This window comes from Streptomyces sp. NPDC037389 (genome assembly GCF_040636475.1).
In the GTDB taxonomy this organism is placed as follows: domain Bacteria; phylum Actinomycetota; class Actinomycetes; order Streptomycetales; family Streptomycetaceae; genus Streptomyces; species Streptomyces hesseae.
The window spans coordinates 152,174-167,047 of the sequence record NZ_JBEZUS010000005.1; the positions used below are offsets into that span (position 1 = coordinate 152,174).

The window sequence follows — 14,874 nt, forward strand, 5'->3', positions numbered from 1 at the left end:
GAGGCAATGCGAGAATGGGCACCGCCGATCGAGCACGACTCCGTATTCTTTTCGTCTCGGCGAACGAAACCGCGCCATGGGGTCCCAGTGAGACGAACTGGGCGCTGGCCGCGCGACACTGGCTGGAGCGGGGCGCCGAGGTCCACGCCAGCGTCAAGGGCTGGGACGAGGTCCCCGCGGAGCTGGCCGCCGCCGAGCGGGCCGGGTGCGTCGTGCACCGCCGCTGGGAGCAGCCCCCCTACGACCTCCGCCCCGTCCACCAACTCCCCTGGTCCGAACACCGGTCGAGCACCCTGGACAAGGTCCGGCCCCACCTGGTCGTCGTCTCCCAGGGCGACAACTACGAGGGCCTGGGCTGGATGGAGGAGTGCCGGACGCGCGGCTACCCGTACGTCGCCTACTCCAACTCCGCCGCCGACTTCGAGTGGCCGGCGGACGACGTCGCCCAGCGGCTGGCCGTGGCCTACCGCGCGGCCCGCGCGTCCTTCTTCGTGTCCGAGGCCAACCGGGACATCACCGAACGCCAGGTCGGCACGCGCCTGCCCAACGCCCGGGTGGTCCGCTGCCATTACAAGGTCGGCTACGACGCGGCCCCGCCCTGGCCGGGCGACGCCGAGCCGCTGCGGCTGGCCTGCCCGGCCCGGCTCGACCCCGTCAGCAAGGGGCAGGACGTGCTCTTCGAGGTCCTCGCCCGGCCCAAGTGGCGCGAACGCCCGCTGACGGTGTCCCTGTTCGGGGCCGGGAGCCACGCCTGGGTGCTGCGCTCCCTGCGCGACCGGTTCGGCCTGGACAACGTCGAGTTCGCCGGGTACACCCCGGACGTCGAGGCGATCTGGCGGGAGCACCACGGCCTGGTCCTGTGCTCGCGGGCCGAGGGCCTGCCCACCGTGATCATCGAGGCGATGCTCTGCGGCCGGCCCGCGATCGTCAGCGACGTGGCGGGTAACGCCGAGCTCCTGGAGGACGGGGTCACCGGCTTCGTCGCGGCCGCCCCGGCCGCCGCCTGCCTCGACGAGGCCCTGGAACGGGCCTGGCAGGCACGCGGCGAGTGGCAGGAGATGGGCCGGCGCGCGGCCGTGGCCGTCCGCAAGCAGATCCCGCCGGACCCGATCGCGGTCCTCGTGGACCAGCTGGCGGAACTGGCCGTCTGACCCCGCCGTCCCCGGGCGCCCCGCGCCCCGGGGCGGGCGCCCGCCCCGCCGGGGGGCGCCCCCCCCCCCGGGGTGGGGGGGGGCCCCCGGGGGGGGGGGGGGGCCGGCGCGGCCCGCGCGAGGACGGCGGCTTCCGAAGTCCGGTGCGGTATCGCGCCCCGTAAGGGGCGCGGGACAGTGCCGATATGCGGCTACCGCCGCGTGGGCGCGACCAGCCCCCACCGGCCCGCGGCGACCGGCCCGCGATCCCGGCGGAAGCACTTGGGCCTCAGATGTGATGAGGCGGCTTCTCGTCCAGGAAGCGGGCCAGGTCGGCGGCGCTGCCGCCGGTGGCCGGGCGGTCGCCCCAGCCGCGGTCGGTGTCGTCCGAGGACTGCCGGTCCAGCGGGTCGTCGAAGATCAGCGCGGCGGCCGGGGACGCGGGGTCCCGGCGGGGCGCGGGCTCAGGGGCGGTGCTCATGCGTCCAGGGTACGGGCGGCGCCGGCCGCGAGGCCGCGCGCCGGACGCCGGGCGGCCTCGCGGCGGGCATTCGGCGCGCGGCGGGCCCGTACGGCGGTGACAATCGCCCTATGAGCGAGGAGCCGCCGCCCGGGGAGCCGCCTCCCGCCCGGCACCCCGGCGTGCTGCGCCGGATGACCGCGCGCGGGCGCGACGAGGAGCACCGGGCCGCGACACCCCTTGAGCTCTTCTTCGACCTGTGTTTCGTCGTCGCGGTCGCGCAGGCCGGCAGACAGCTGGTCCACGCGCTCGCCGAAGGGCATCCCGGACACGGCATTCCGGGCTATTTGATGCTTTTCTTCGCAGTGTGGTGGGCCTGGGTCAACTTCAGCTGGTTCTCCTCCGCCTACGACACGGACGACGTCGTGTACCGCGTCGTGACGCTGATCCAGATCGCCGGCGTACTGATCCTGGCGGCGGGCATCCCCCGCGCCTTCGGCAACGCGGACTACACGGCGGTCTGGCTCGGCTACGCCGTGATGCGGCTCGCGCTCGTCTCGCAGTGGCTGCGGGCCGCGCACGCCTCCGCCGGGGCCGAGCGGCGCATGGCGCTGAAGTACGCCATCGGCGTCAGCCTGTGCCAGGTCGGCTGGCTCGGGCTGCTCCTGCTGCCCGACCGGGCCAAGCCCTGGGTGTTCCTGGTGATGGCGATCGCCGAGATGGCCGTGCCCGCGATCGCGGAGATGCGCCGGCAGACCGCCTGGCATCCGCACCACATCGCCGAACGCTATGGCCTGTTCACGATCATCGTGCTGGGCGAGACGGTCTCGGCCGCCACGGTCGCCGTCCAGTCCGCGCTGGACGAGCACGAGGCGGTGGGCGAACTGCTGCCGATCGCGAGCGGCGGACTGCTGTTGATCTTCGCGGCCTACTGGATCTACTTCGCCGTGCCCATCCACCTCCACCTGGCCTCCAACCACCAGGCGTTCCTCTGGGGCTACGGCCACTATCTGATCCTCGGCTCGGCGGCGGCCATCGGCGCGGGCATCGAGGTGGCGGTCGAGGAGTCGGTGGGCAAGGCGCACATCTCCACGTTCGCGGCGTCGTCCTGCGTGACCGTTCCCGCCGCCCTGTTCATGTTCTGCGTCTGGCTCATCCACTCCCGCCACTACAAGCGCGGCACGGCCCAGCAGCTGGTACTGCCGCTGTCCGCGCTGGCCGTCCTGGCCTGTACGTTCGCGGGCGGGGCGGCAGTGCTGCTGGCGGGTCTGGTCGGGGTGGTGACGGTGGCGGTCGGGGTGACGCTCTCCACACGCAACCCGCCGGAGCCGGCAGGGGCGTCATCCCCTCAACACAGCTGACTCCTCCATCTTTTGATGGCCCGTGATACGGATGTCGTATGACTGACGCTCGTATCGCACCCGCGCCCGGGCCCCAGGACGCCCTCACCGATGTGCACGGCCTCCACGTGGGTCACGCCCGCCGCCAGGGCGACGGCGCCCTCACCGGCACCACGGTCGTCCTCACCGCGCCCGGCCTCGGCGGCGCCGTCGCCGCCGTGGACGTCCGCGGCGGCGGGCCCGGTACCAAGGAGACCGACGCCCTGGACCCCCGCAATCTCGTCCAGCGCGTCGAGGCCGTCGTCCTGACCGGCGGCAGCGCCTTCGGCCTGGACGCGGCGTCCGGTGTCATGGCGTATCTGGAGGACGCCGGCCGGGGCTTCCGGGTGGGGCCGGATCCCGCGCAGGTCGTCCCGGTGGTCCCGGCGGCCGCCCTGTTCGACCTCGGCCGGGGCGGCGACTGGCGGGCCCGGCCGAACGCCGCGCTGGGCCGGGAGGCCGCCGAGGCGGCGGCCCGTACGGCACCGGGGGCGCCCGTCGCCCAGGGCACGGCCGGCGCGGGCACCGGAGCGGTGGCCGGCGGGCTCAAGGGCGGCATCGGCACCGCCAGCGTGGTCCTGCCCTCCGGGGTGACGGTCGCCGCGCTCGCGGCGGTCAACGCCGCGGGCTCCGTGGCCGACCCGGCCACGGGCGTTCTCTACGGGCGGCTGTACGAGGGCCGGCCCGTCGCCTATCCCTCCCCCGAGCGGCACCGGGCGGCCCAGGAGTCCCTGGCGGCGGCGCGGCAGGAGTCGGCCCGGCGCTGGGCGGGTTCCGTACGTCCCCCGCTCAACACCACGATCGCCGTCGTCGCCACCGACGCCGTCCTGACCCGCGCCCAGGCCCAGAAGCTTGCGGGCACCGCCCACGACGGCCTGGCCCGCGCGGTCCGGCCGGTCCATCTGCTGACCGACGGGGACACCGTCTTCGCGCTGGCCACGGGCGCCCGGCCGCTGCCGGAGGAGGAGCACCTGCCCGGCAGCGCGGACTTCGCGGCGGGCGCGGTCAACGAGATCCTCGCCGCCGGGGCGGACGTCCTGACCCGCGCCGTGGTCAAGGGCGTACTCGCGGCGGAAGGCGTCGACGGGCCCGGTGGCGTCTTCCCCTCCTACCGCGACCTGTACGGCACGGACGGCTGAGCCACCGGACCCGCCGGCCCGGCTGTCAGACCAGGCGGCGGCGCAGCACCGCGTATGTCGCCACGAGCAGTGCCGCCGCCAGCCCCAGGAAGATCGCGGTCTCGATCCACTGGAGCGTCCAGAGGTCACCGCTGGGATAGACCTTGTGGTACCGGGCGACGAATCCGTGCTCGGTCATGCACTGCCGCATCTCGGGGCCCGAGAGCCGGCAGTACCGGCTGATGGGGAACTCGCGCCCGGCGGCGTCGAGGTAGCCGAACTCGCCGGTGGACCAGGCGCTTCCGACGTACTTCTTCGGTGCGGCGCCGGGGGTGACGCGGCGCAGCGGTTCGAGCCGGTCCGGGCGGACGAAGGTGAGCAGCAGCCGCGTACCGGCGACCGCGGCGAGGGCCGCGCCCATGGCGGGCGTCGTCCGGCGCAGGAGGGCTCCGGCGGCGGTGCCGACGGCGAGCCCGAACAGGGCGCAGGCGACGGCGGCCGGTCCGGTGGCATTGAAGAGGAAGCCGTCATGCCAGTAAAGGCCGTCGAGCATGTTGGAGACCGGCGCCCACCACCACGCGACGAGCGCGGCGAGGGCGGTGGAGGCGACGACGGCGCACAGCGCCGCCAGTCCGAGGCGCGCGGTGAACCAGTGGCGGAGGCCCGCGCCCTGGGACAGGGCCAGTTTGACGGTGCCGGTCTCGATCTCCCGGCCGATCAGGGGCGCGCCCCAGAAGAGCCCGATGATCACGGGCAGGGCGGCGCTGAAGGCGGCGAGGAGCCGGATGGCGCCGGTGTTGTCCTCGATCAGCCGCTGGGCGAGGGCGACGGTGACGGCGTCGGTCGAGCACTCCTCCGGGTCCCAGCCCTTGCAGGCGGGTATGTGGTGCGCGTCGATGAACGCCGTCATGTCCGCGCGCCGAAGCGCCACCCAGATCGCGCAGGCGGCGAGGGTGGCCAGGGCGGCAACGAGGGCGCGCTGCTGGCGCCAGGCCGGCCAGAGGGTGCCCTTCACACGGGGCGCACGGCAAAGCCCCGGGCCGCCTGTCGGAACAGGCGGCCCGGGGCTCCGGGTCGTGCTTCCGGCCGTGCTCTCAGCCGTACTCGCGAGGGTGGCCCTACGCGGCGGCGGCCAGCTCGGGCCCGGCGCCCTCGGCGCCCTCCTCGGCCGGTGCCGCGGCCGACTTGCGCGGCATCGCGAACATCAGGGCGAGGACCACGCCCAGGACCGCGGCGACCCACCACATGCCGTGCCGGAAGGCGGCGGCGAACGCCTCGCCCGCGTGGCCGCGGGCCACCTCGCCCTCGTCGAGGGCGTCGAAGAAGACGACCGACACCAGGCCGAGGCCCACGGCGTTGCCGAGCTGCTGCGTGGTGTTTATCAGGCCGGACGCCGAGCCCGAGTGCTCGCGCGGCACCCCGGCGATGACGGTCTCGGTGAGCGGGGCGACGATCAGGCCCATGCCGAGGCCCATGACGGTCAGCGGGAGGGCCATCTGCCAGGGGTGGATGGCCAGGCCGAAGTGCTCGGACTCCCAGATGTAGAGCAGGACGCCCGCCATCATCGACAGCGCGCCGGCCTGGAGCACCTTGCGCCCGAAGCGGGGGACGAGCTTCTGCACCGAGAGGCCCGCCGCCACCGACACGGCGATGGAGAAGGGGATGCCGGTCAGGCCCGCCCGCAGCGGGCTCCAGCCGAGCCCGATCTGCATGTAGAGGGTCCAGATCAGGAAGAAGACACCGCAGGCGACGCCGAAGGCGACCTCGACGCCGATGCCCGCCGCGAAGCTCTTGACCTTGAACAGCGACAGCTCGACCAGCGGCGAGCCGTCCTTGCGGGTCTTGTGGCGCTCGTAGGCGACGAAGGCGGCGAAGACGACCGCGCTGCCGGCCATGCTGAGGAAGCCCCACAGCGGCCAGCCCAGCTCACGGCCCTGCGTCAGCGGGTAGAGCAGCATCAGCAGTCCGCCGGTGGCCAGGGCGACGCCCACCAGGTCCAGCTTGAGCGCCTGCGGCGCGCGGGACTCGGAGATGTAGCGGCGGCCCATGATCAGGCCGGCGATGCCCACCGGCAGGTTGACCAGGAAGATCGGCCGCCACTCCAGCCCGAAGAGGTTCCACTGGGTGAGCAGCGCACCGAGGATGGGGCCGGAGACCGCGCCCAGACCGACGATGGCGCCGAACATGCCGAAGACCTTGCCGCGCTCGTGGGCGGGGAAGGTGGCGTGGACGATCGCCAGTACCTGCGGCACCATCAGCGCGGCCGTGGCGCCCTGGAAGACGCGCGCGGCGACGAGCAGGTGCGGGTCGCCCGCGACGCCGCAGAGCATCGAGGCGACGGTGAAGCCGCCCATGCCCAGGAGGAAGACCTTCCGGCGACCGTATATGTCGCCGAGCCGTCCGCCCGTGATCAGGCCCGCCGCGAAGGCGAGGGCATAGCCCTCGGTGATCCACTGAAGGATGCTGAAGGAGGCGCCGATGTCCTTCTGGATGCTCGGCATGGCGATGTTGACGATGGTGACGTCCACCAGGTCCATGAAGGACGCGGTCATCACCACGGCGAGCGCCAGCCAGCGGCGGCGGTCTGCGGTCGCGCCGGGGGACTTCCCGGCGGGCGGATCGGTGGTCGCGGTGCTGGTCACAGGGGTATTGCCTTTCCTCTTCCTGCGCGCCGGATCGTTTCCCTCACCCGGTGCACCCACCACGCTAGGGGCCGTATAGGTCAGGTCATGTCCTAGATACCTGCCACCCTGGTGAGATGACGGACACCCCGGCACGGCTGCTGAATCTGCTCTCGCTCCTCCAGACCCCTCGCGAATGGCCCGGCAGCGAGCTCGCCGAGCGGCTCGGCGTCAGCTCCCGCACCATCCGGCGGGACATCGAGCGGCTCCGCGACCTCGGCTACCCCGTACAGGCAACGATGGGAGCCGAGGGTGGGTACCGGCTGGCGGCCGGAGCCGCCATGCCGCCGCTGGTCCTCGACGACGAGGAGGCGGTCGCCATCGCGGTGGGACTGCGCGCCGGCGCGGGCCATGCCGTGGAGGGCATCGAGGAGGCGTCCGTACGGGCCCTGGCCAAGCTGGAGCAGGTGCTGCCCGCCCGGCTGCGGCACCGGGTCTCCGCCCTCCAGGCCGCGACCGTGCCGCTCACCGGCGGCGACGGAGCGACCGTGGACCCCCATACGCTGACCGTGATCGCCTCGGCCGCCACCGGCCACGAGCGGCTCCGCTTCGCCTATCGCAAGGGCGACGGCACGGAGACGAAACGCCTGGTCGAGCCGCACCGGCTGATCAGCACGGGCCGCCGCTGGTATCTGGTCGCCCATGACGTCGAACGCGGCGACTGGCGGACGTTCCGGGTGGACCGGGTGAGCGAGCCCTTCGCCACCGGCGCCCGCTTCACCCCGCGCGAGCTGCCGGTGCCGGACGCGGCGGAGTATCTGAAGCGGTCCATGGCCCGGCTCCAGCCGACCTACCGGCTGGTGGTCACCTTCCGCGCCCCGGCCGAGTTCGTGGCCGCCCGGCTGCCGAACTGGCTCGGGGTACCGGGGCCCGTCGACGCGACGACGTGCCGGCTGGATGTGACCGCGTCCGACTCCATCGAGTGGGTGGCCCTGCGGCTGGCGATAGTGGACTGCGAGTTCGAGGCGCACGAGCCGCGCGAGCTCGTCGAGCACCTGCGCGAGCTGGGCGCCCGCATCAGCAGGGCGGCCACGGGCTGAGGGTGCGGCCGCCCGCACGCATAAGGGCCCCGGCGCAAGGGGGGGAGATGCGCCGGGACCCGGTCTGCTGGCTTATAACCAGATTAGACCCGATCAGGCCGCCGCGTCGAACCCCGTGGCATGTGCCATCTTCTTCAGCTCCATCAGCGCGTGCTTCTCGATCTGCCGGATGCGCTCACGGGTCAGCCCGTGCTGCTTGCCGACCTCCGTCAGCGTGCGCTCACGCCCGTCCTCGATGCCGTACCGCGCCTTGATGATCGACGCGGTGCGCTGGTCGAGACGGCCGATGAGGTCCTCCAGCTCCTCGCTGCGCAGCAGCGCGATGACGGACTGCTCCGGCGAGACGGCGGAGGTGTCCTCCAGTAGATCGCCGAACTGGGTCTCGCCCTCGTCGTCCACGGACATGTTCAGGCTCACCGGGTCACGGGCCCAGTCCAGCACGTCGCCGACGCGCTCGGGCGTGGTGTCCAGCTCCTCGGCGATCTCCGCGTGCTCCGGGTCGCGCCCGTTCTCGCGGTTGAACTCGCGCTGCACCCGGCGGATGCGGCCCAGCTCCTCCACCAGGTGGACGGGGAGCCGGATCGTACGGGACTGGTCGGCGATCGACCGGGTGATGGCCTGGCGGATCCACCACGTCGCGTACGTGGAGAACTTGAATCCCTTGGTGTAGTCGAACTTCTCCACCGCGCGCACCAGGCCGGCGTTGCCCTCCTGGATCAGGTCGAGAAGGGGGAGGCCACTGCGCGGGTAGCGACGGGCGACGGCGACGACGAGACGCAGATTGGACTTGATGAAGACGTCCTTCGCGCGGGCACCCGCGGCGGCTATCGCCGCCAGCTCCTCGCGCGACGCCTCCCCGGCCCGGTCCCCGCCGGCCTCCTGGCCGTCCAGGATCTGCTGGGCGTAGACGCCCGCCTCGATGGTCTGCGACAGCTCGACTTCCTCGGCGGCGTCGAGCAGGGGCGTACGCGCGATCTCGTCGAGGTACATGCCGACCAGGTCGCGATCGGCGATCTCCCCGCCTGTGGCGCGAACACTGCTTGCCCCGCCAGCCCCACGTGCGGTGGTCTGACGACGGGCGACGGCACGGGTTGCCATGCGTACTCCCTTGCGATGAGACGTGTCGCGGGATGGACCAGGTGCCCCCGGGGCGCCCCGTCCGAAGTAAAGAACGGCCGGAATCCGGACAGAATTCCCCAGGGACGTCTTCTTTTTGTGGATCATGCAGTACCCTGCGCGGCCGCCCGGCGGGCACACAGGGTGATACGGCTCGGGGAAACGCAGGTCAGCCCCGACGACAGGACCCGGTCCCACGGCCCTCGTGAACCCCCGCGGCCACGACGCCCATGAGACGGCCGTCACATCGCGGCCACCCCCGCTTCCTCACCCCCAAGGACGCCGGCAACCGGCCACCGGTTGCCCGAGAAGGCCCGGAAGGTCGGTTTCCCGGCGACCCCGGCCGGGCACCGCGACGGCGTGATCGAGTTGCCCCGGCAAGGGGGCGGGTGTGCCCTGGTGGGACAGAGGGGCGGGACAGACGGTGAGCGAGAGGAGCCCGCCATGACGCACTCGATCATGCCCGGCCGGCACCACGCCCACGAGGGCCCAGGCCCGGTCCCCCGCACCGGCCACGTCCGCCACGAACGCACGGCCCCCACCGCCGGCTGGGCGGTGCCCGTCTTCGGCGGCTTCGCCCTCGGCCTCTACGCGGTCTTCCTCGCCCACGACAACGGCTTCGGCGAACTCCAGGGCTGGATGCTGGGCCTGGTCGCCGCGGTGGTCTCGGCGGGCCTGGGCTATCTGCTGATCCGCAATCGCGACAAGATGATCACCGAGGTCCGCGCCGCCTCGTTCGGCGCGCTCTTCGGCATCTCCATGGGCTTCCTGCGCAGCCTCACCCAGGTCTCGGTACTGGAGTCCGCCTGGATCGGCCTGGTCTTCGGCGCGTGCATGGCCCTGGCCTCGTACTACCTCTTCTATTGGCACGAGCACTGAGTAACGCTCAGCGCCGGACGGGCCGACAAAGTCAGCCCGTCCGGCGCCGAGGACCGGGGGTCCGGGGCGGAGCCCCTGAAAGAAACGGGAAGGGGCGGGGCCGGGGACTTCCCTAGTCCTCAGCCCAGTACGGCGGCTCCTCGTCCGGCCACGGCACCTCGTCCTCGTCCACAGCCTGGGCCCGGGCCGGAGCCGGAGCCTGCGCGGGCACCGGCGCGGAACCCGGCACCGGGGCAGAAGCCGGCACCGGCACAACCGGCGCCGGAACCTCCCCGCCGTGCTCCCCCAGCACCCCCAGAATCCCCTCCCCGTACTTCACCAGCTTGCTCTCCCCCACGCCGCTCACCCCGGACAGCGCGTCCAGCGACGTCGGTCGCGCCGTCGCGATCTCCCGCAACGTCGCGTCGTGGAAGATCACATACGCCGGGACGCCCCCTTCCCGCGCCGTCGCCGCTCGCCACGCCCGCAGCGCCTCGAAGAGCGGCATGGCTTCCGCAGGCAGGTCGACGGGGGCGCGCTTGCCGCTGCCCGACGAGGACTTCGCGGTCTTGGCGCCCGCCGCCCGCACCGGCTTCGGCTCGCGCCGCAGCGACACCGTGCGGCGCGAGCCCAGCACGTCGCCACTGGCGTCGGTCAGGACGAGCGTGCCGTAGTCGCCCTCGACGGCCAGCAGCCCCTGCGCCAGCAACTGCCGTACCACGCCCCGCCATTCGGCGACGGACAGCTCCGTGCCGATGCCGAAGACGGACAGATTGTCGTGGTCGAACTGGATGACCTTCGCGCTCTTCTTCCCGAGCAGGATGTCGATGATGTGGCCCGCACCGAACTTCTGCCGCCGCTCGCGGGCCAGCCGGAAGATGGCCGAGAGGAACTTCTGGGCGGCGACCGTGCCGTCCCAGGTCTCCGGCGGGGTCAGGCACGTGTCGCAGTTGCCGCACGCTTCGGCGCTCGTCTGGCCGAAGTAGTCGAGCAGCCGCGCCCGGCGGCACTCGACCGTCTCGCACAGGGCGAGCATCGCGTCGAGGTGGGCGGCCAGCCGGCGGCGGTGCGCCTCGTCGCCCTCGGAGCCGTCTATCAGCTTGCGCTGCTGGACGACGTCCTGGAGGCCGTACGCCAGCCAGGCCGTGGACGGCAGGCCGTCGCGCCCGGCGCGGCCGGTCTCCTGGTAGTAGCCCTCGACGGACTTCGGCAGGTCGAGGTGGGCGACGAAGCGTACGTCCGGCTTGTCGATGCCCATGCCGAACGCGATCGTGGCGACCATGACGATGCCGTCCTCGCGCAGGAAGCGCGCCTGGTTGGCGGCGCGCGTCCGGGCGTCCAGGCCCGCGTGGTACGGCAGGGCCTCGATGCCGTGCTGGGCGAGGAACGCGGCCGCGTCCTCGACGCTCTTGCGGGAGAGGCAGTAGACGACGCCCGCGTCGCCCGCGTGCTCGGTGCGCAGCAGCTCCAGGAGCTGCTTCTTCGGGTCGTTCTTCGGCGCGATGCGGTACTGGATGTTGGGCCGGTCGAAGCTGGCGACGAAGTGCCGGGCGTCCTGGAGCTTCAGCCGGGTGGCGATCTCCTCGCGCGTCGCCGCCGTGGCCGTCGCGGTCAGGGCGACGCGCGGCACGTCCGGCCAGCGCTCGTGGAGCTGCGACAGGGCCAGGTAGTCGGGGCGGAAGTCGTGGCCCCACTGGGCCACACAGTGCGCCTCGTCGATGGCGAAGAGGGAGATCTTGCCCCGGTCGAGCAGCCGCAGCGTGGACTCCACGCGCAGCCGCTCGGGCGCCAGATAGAGCAGGTCCAGCTCGCCCGCGGCGAACTCGGCCTCCACCAGGCGGCGTTCGTCGAGGCCCTGCGTGGAGTTGAGGAAGCCGGCCCGCACACCGAGCGCGCGCAGCGCGTCGACCTGGTCCTGCATGAGCGCGATCAGCGGGGAGATCACCACGCCGACCCCGGGTCTGACGAGCGCGGGGATCTGGTAGCAGAGCGACTTGCCGCCACCGGTCGGCATCAGCACGAGCGCGTCGCCGCCGCCGACCAGATGATCGATGATCTCTTCCTGGTCGCCGCGGAACGCGTCGTAACCGAAGACGCGCCGCAGACAGCTCAGGGCCTCGCTGTCGAGGCTGCCCGGCTCTGCTGTGGTCTGTGTGGGGTCGGCCATTGAAGAAGTCTACGAGGCGCCGCCGACAGAACCGGGTGGATCAAGGAACTCCCACACGAACGGGTGATCGAGAGATCGAGCAGGCGATCACGGCGGTCGTGGCGATCACCCGGACGATCAGGCGGACGATCAGGCGACCTCTATCCCGTACTCCTGCACCAGCGCCTCCAGCCCGCCCGGGTACCCCTTCCCGCCGAGCACGAAGTCCCAGTCGCCGTTCGCCCGCCGCCGGAAGGAACCCAGCACCAGCGCGGTCTCGCCGGGCCGCCCGTCCGAGACCTCCATCTGCCCGAGCTCGGCGCCCGAGGCGTCGGCGAGGCGGATGCGGGCGTCGGTGAACTGCGAGAGGTCCGCCTCCGGGTTGACCTCCGGGTCTATGGCCGCCACCAGCACCAGCCGGTCGGCGGTGGTCGGCAGCTCCTCGAAGGCGACGCGCAGCGCCGCCTTGTCGGCGAGGGTGGGCTCCAGCGCCCGGACGGAGCCGTCGGGGGTGCGGGGGTTGTTGTAGAAGACGAAGTGATCGTCGCTGAGGACCCGGCCGCCGTCGCAGACCAGGGCGCACACGTCGAGGGCGACCCGCCCCGACCAGGACATACCCAGCACGTTGTGGGTCTCGGGCCGGTCCTCGGCCTGCTCCTCGCCGGAGGAAGCCGCCCCACCGCCGCCCCGGGCGGGGCGGGACGTCCCGCCCCCGAGCCTGCCGCGCAGCCCGTGCTGGGCCAGCAGGTCCACCAGCTCCTCGCCGGAGACGAGCGTGAGCGGCTTGCCGTTGGCGAAGGCGTACGAGCCCGGGCCGAAGCCGGACGTCGTCACCAGGACGCCCTTGTTGGCGCCCGCGCCCTGCACCGTGCCGTACAGGTCGCGCACCGCGGTCGGCGGCACGGTCTTCCGGTACCGCTTGACCTGCACGATGATCCGGCCGCCGCTGATCGGGTCGGGGTCCAGGGCCTCGACGTCCACGCCGCCGTCGTTGGAGCGGGTGGTCATCACCGCCCGCATGCCGCGCGCCCGGAACAGCTCGGCGACGAGCTCCTCGAACTCGATGGGGTCCATCTCGAAGAGGTCCGGGTCGTCACCGCCGCCGTGGGAGACCACGCCGCGCCCGACGTCGCCCGGCACCCGCCCCGGGCGGACTGCGGCGAGCTGGTCGGGCCGGCCGGACAGCTGCCCGCCCAGGCCGTCGACGAGGCAGTCGACCGCGCTGACCTGCTCCAGGCGCAGACCCGAGAAGACGGACCGGCCCACCGTCACCGAGGCCAGGACGATCCGGGCGCGGTGCCCGGTGGCCGGGTCGTGGTCGTCGACGAAGCCGTTGAGGGCGACGGACTCCAGGATCCCGAACTCGTCGGCCGCGAACAGCTCCCGCATCGACAGCAGCACGCACTGCGCCAGTACGTCCCGGTAGGCGCCGCGGCGCTGGGTGACGGGCCGGGCCGTCTCCTTCTCCTCGTCCGCCGTCGGCATGTACCGCACCGACTTGATCTCCGGGACGATCTCGAAGCCGGGCAGCTCCCAGTCGAGGACGAGCTGCCGGGCGGCGGGGTCGTAGGCGGCGGCTATCTGGTGGGGGAACTCGTCCGGCCACGCGGTGGAGGCGTAGAGCGCGGCGGAGAAGTACTCCACCACGGCGTCCGGGTCGCTCTCGCGCAGCGCGGTGATCATCTCGCCGATGCCGGCGTTGTGCCGGTGGATGTCCGCGAGCGCGGCCGCGGCCCACTGGTCGTACTGCTGCCGGTAGGCCGCGAGCTGCTGCCGGCGCTGTGCCTCGGCGGCCTGCGCGGCGTGCCAGTCGTGCTCGTACTGCGAGCGGTTGCCGAAGCCGCGGTAGGCGTTCGGGTCCGGCATGGGCACCGGCTGCCCCAGGTGGCCGGGGTTGAACGGCTCCAGCCGCTCGGGCCGCTCCAGCGCGCTCGTCCGGAAACCGGGCGCCCCGCATCCGGCGACCAGCAGGCTTTCGAGCGCCGACATCCGCGCGTCGAGCTCCTCCGTGCGCCGGCGCGCCTCGGCCTCGCGCGCCTGCCGGTACGCCTGGCGCCGCTCACGGTCCTGGCGCGCCAGATCCCGCTCGGACGCGCGCTGCTGCCGCTCCTGCTCGCGCTGCTGCTGCACCAACGCCCGCTGCCGGGCCTCCTGCTGACGCTGCTGCTGACGCTGCGCCTCGGCCCATATGCCCATCAGTCCACTGGAGCGGCGACTCATCGGTTACGTTCCTCCCCCGGCGGACTGCGCTTGCGTGTCGACTTTAGTCGGCTTGCGCGTGAATTGATCACCGCCTGGCGAAAGACCGCCCCGGACGGCGGGATCGCAGCACGAACCAGCCACCGATCAGCGCGATCGTGCTGATGACCGCTGTGAGGACGACAGCGGTCAGTCGCGCGCCCCCGTCGAAGGCACGGGACGCCGTACCGTCTTCCGGCGCGGCCGGGGACGCCGCCGCGGGCGCCGCCGCGACGCGGGTCGCCGCGGCGGGCGCGGCGGGCACGGTGACGGCGGCCTCGCCGTGGCCGAGGTCGGGGAAACCGCAGTGGAGGGTGACTGTCCAGTTGCCGGGTGGCAGGGACTCGTGGGTGGTGTAGGAGCCCTTGGTGCCGGGGACGGGGACGAGCACCCAGGGCCCCTGGGTGTTCCCGGCGGCGTCCCGGGCCGTGAGGGTGCCGGCGACCCGCCCGTCCACGGGGTCACCGTCGTTGTCCCAGGTCGCGACGGTCCGGATGTGGCCGTCCGACGGGGGTCCGGCGACGGCGAGGCGGATCGTGTCGCCGTGCGCGGCGGCGGGGCCGGCGGCGCCCAGGGCGAGGAGGGCGCCCAGGCAGGCCGTGACAGTCGTGGTCGTCGTCGTGGTCGCAGCGAGCCGGGGAGTTCGGAGAGGCCGGAAGGTCATCGTGCGCTCCAGGGGAGAGGGGGTGGGGGGAAGGGCCGGCGGCC

Annotated in this window: 12 protein-coding genes; 5 read left to right on the forward strand and 7 right to left on the reverse strand. The window is 73.0% G+C overall.

What is annotated here, in order from left to right; translation table 11 throughout:
- Window positions 1–14 precede the first annotated feature (14 nt).
- A complete protein-coding gene (locus AB0E98_RS12860) occupies window positions 15–1,151 on the forward strand; it encodes a glycosyltransferase family 4 protein (protein WP_361701708.1) in 1,137 nt (378 codons plus the stop codon).
- A 268-nt stretch (window positions 1,152–1,419) separates the two neighbouring features.
- On the opposite strand, the gene AB0E98_RS12865 is transcribed toward AB0E98_RS12860, so the two are convergent.
- On the reverse strand, window positions 1,420–1,611 hold the full coding sequence (locus AB0E98_RS12865) for a hypothetical protein (RefSeq protein WP_358217696.1): 192 nt from the start codon (window positions 1,609–1,611) through the stop codon (window positions 1,420–1,422).
- A 110-nt stretch (window positions 1,612–1,721) separates the two neighbouring features.
- Between AB0E98_RS12865 and AB0E98_RS12870 the strand changes: the two genes are divergently transcribed.
- Both AB0E98_RS12870 and AB0E98_RS12875 read left to right on the forward strand, forming a co-directional pair.
- A complete protein-coding gene (locus AB0E98_RS12870; RefSeq protein ID WP_361701711.1) occupies window positions 1,722–2,951 on the forward strand; it encodes a low temperature requirement protein A in 1,230 nt (409 codons plus the stop codon).
- 38 nt (window positions 2,952–2,989) lie between these two features.
- Window positions 2,990–4,108: a P1 family peptidase gene (locus tag AB0E98_RS12875; RefSeq protein WP_361701712.1), complete on the forward strand. Its 1,119-nt coding sequence runs from the start codon at window positions 2,990–2,992 to the stop codon at window positions 4,106–4,108.
- A gap of 25 nt (window positions 4,109–4,133) precedes the next feature.
- On the opposite strand, the gene AB0E98_RS12880 is transcribed toward AB0E98_RS12875, so the two are convergent.
- Together AB0E98_RS12880 and AB0E98_RS12885 are read right to left on the reverse strand one after the other, a co-directional pair.
- Entirely contained in the window at window positions 4,134–5,102 is a 969-nt protein-coding gene (locus AB0E98_RS12880; RefSeq protein ID WP_361701713.1) for a transporter, read from the reverse strand.
- A 103-nt stretch (window positions 5,103–5,205) separates the two neighbouring features.
- A complete protein-coding gene (locus tag AB0E98_RS12885; protein WP_361701714.1) occupies window positions 5,206–6,729 on the reverse strand; it encodes an MFS transporter in 1,524 nt (507 codons plus the stop codon).
- Between the two features lie 116 nt (window positions 6,730–6,845).
- On the opposite strand from AB0E98_RS12885, the gene AB0E98_RS12890 reads away from it, so the two are divergent.
- On the forward strand, window positions 6,846–7,808 hold the full coding sequence (locus AB0E98_RS12890; protein ID WP_361701715.1) for a YafY family protein: 963 nt from the start codon (window positions 6,846–6,848) through the stop codon (window positions 7,806–7,808).
- Between the two features lie 93 nt (window positions 7,809–7,901).
- On the opposite strand, the gene AB0E98_RS12895 is transcribed toward AB0E98_RS12890, so the two are convergent.
- Complete coding sequence (locus AB0E98_RS12895; protein WP_361701716.1) at window positions 7,902–8,906, reverse strand: sigma-70 family RNA polymerase sigma factor; 1,005 nt, start codon at window positions 8,904–8,906, stop codon at window positions 7,902–7,904.
- Between the two features lie 462 nt (window positions 8,907–9,368).
- Here AB0E98_RS12895 and AB0E98_RS12900 point away from each other — a divergent pair, with 462 nt between their 5' ends.
- Window positions 9,369–9,803, forward strand: a complete 435-nt coding sequence (locus AB0E98_RS12900; RefSeq protein ID WP_361701718.1) for a hypothetical protein — start codon at window positions 9,369–9,371, stop codon at window positions 9,801–9,803.
- 112 nt (window positions 9,804–9,915) lie between these two features.
- Here AB0E98_RS12900 and recQ read toward each other — a convergent pair whose 3' ends face one another.
- The 3 genes from recQ to AB0E98_RS12915 all read right to left on the reverse strand — a co-directional run bounded on the left by recQ (window position 9,916) and on the right by AB0E98_RS12915 (window position 14,830).
- Window positions 9,916–11,949: a DNA helicase RecQ gene (gene recQ / locus AB0E98_RS12905; RefSeq protein ID WP_361701719.1), complete on the reverse strand. Its 2,034-nt coding sequence runs from the start codon at window positions 11,947–11,949 to the stop codon at window positions 9,916–9,918.
- Window positions 11,950–12,078: 129 nt separating this feature from the next.
- Entirely contained in the window at window positions 12,079–14,148 is a 2,070-nt protein-coding gene (locus AB0E98_RS12910) for a restriction endonuclease (RefSeq protein WP_361701721.1), read from the reverse strand.
- A gap of 67 nt (window positions 14,149–14,215) precedes the next feature.
- A complete protein-coding gene (locus tag AB0E98_RS12915) occupies window positions 14,216–14,830 on the reverse strand; it encodes a hypothetical protein (protein ID WP_361701722.1) in 615 nt (204 codons plus the stop codon).
- Between the last annotated feature and the right edge of the window lie 44 nt (window positions 14,831–14,874).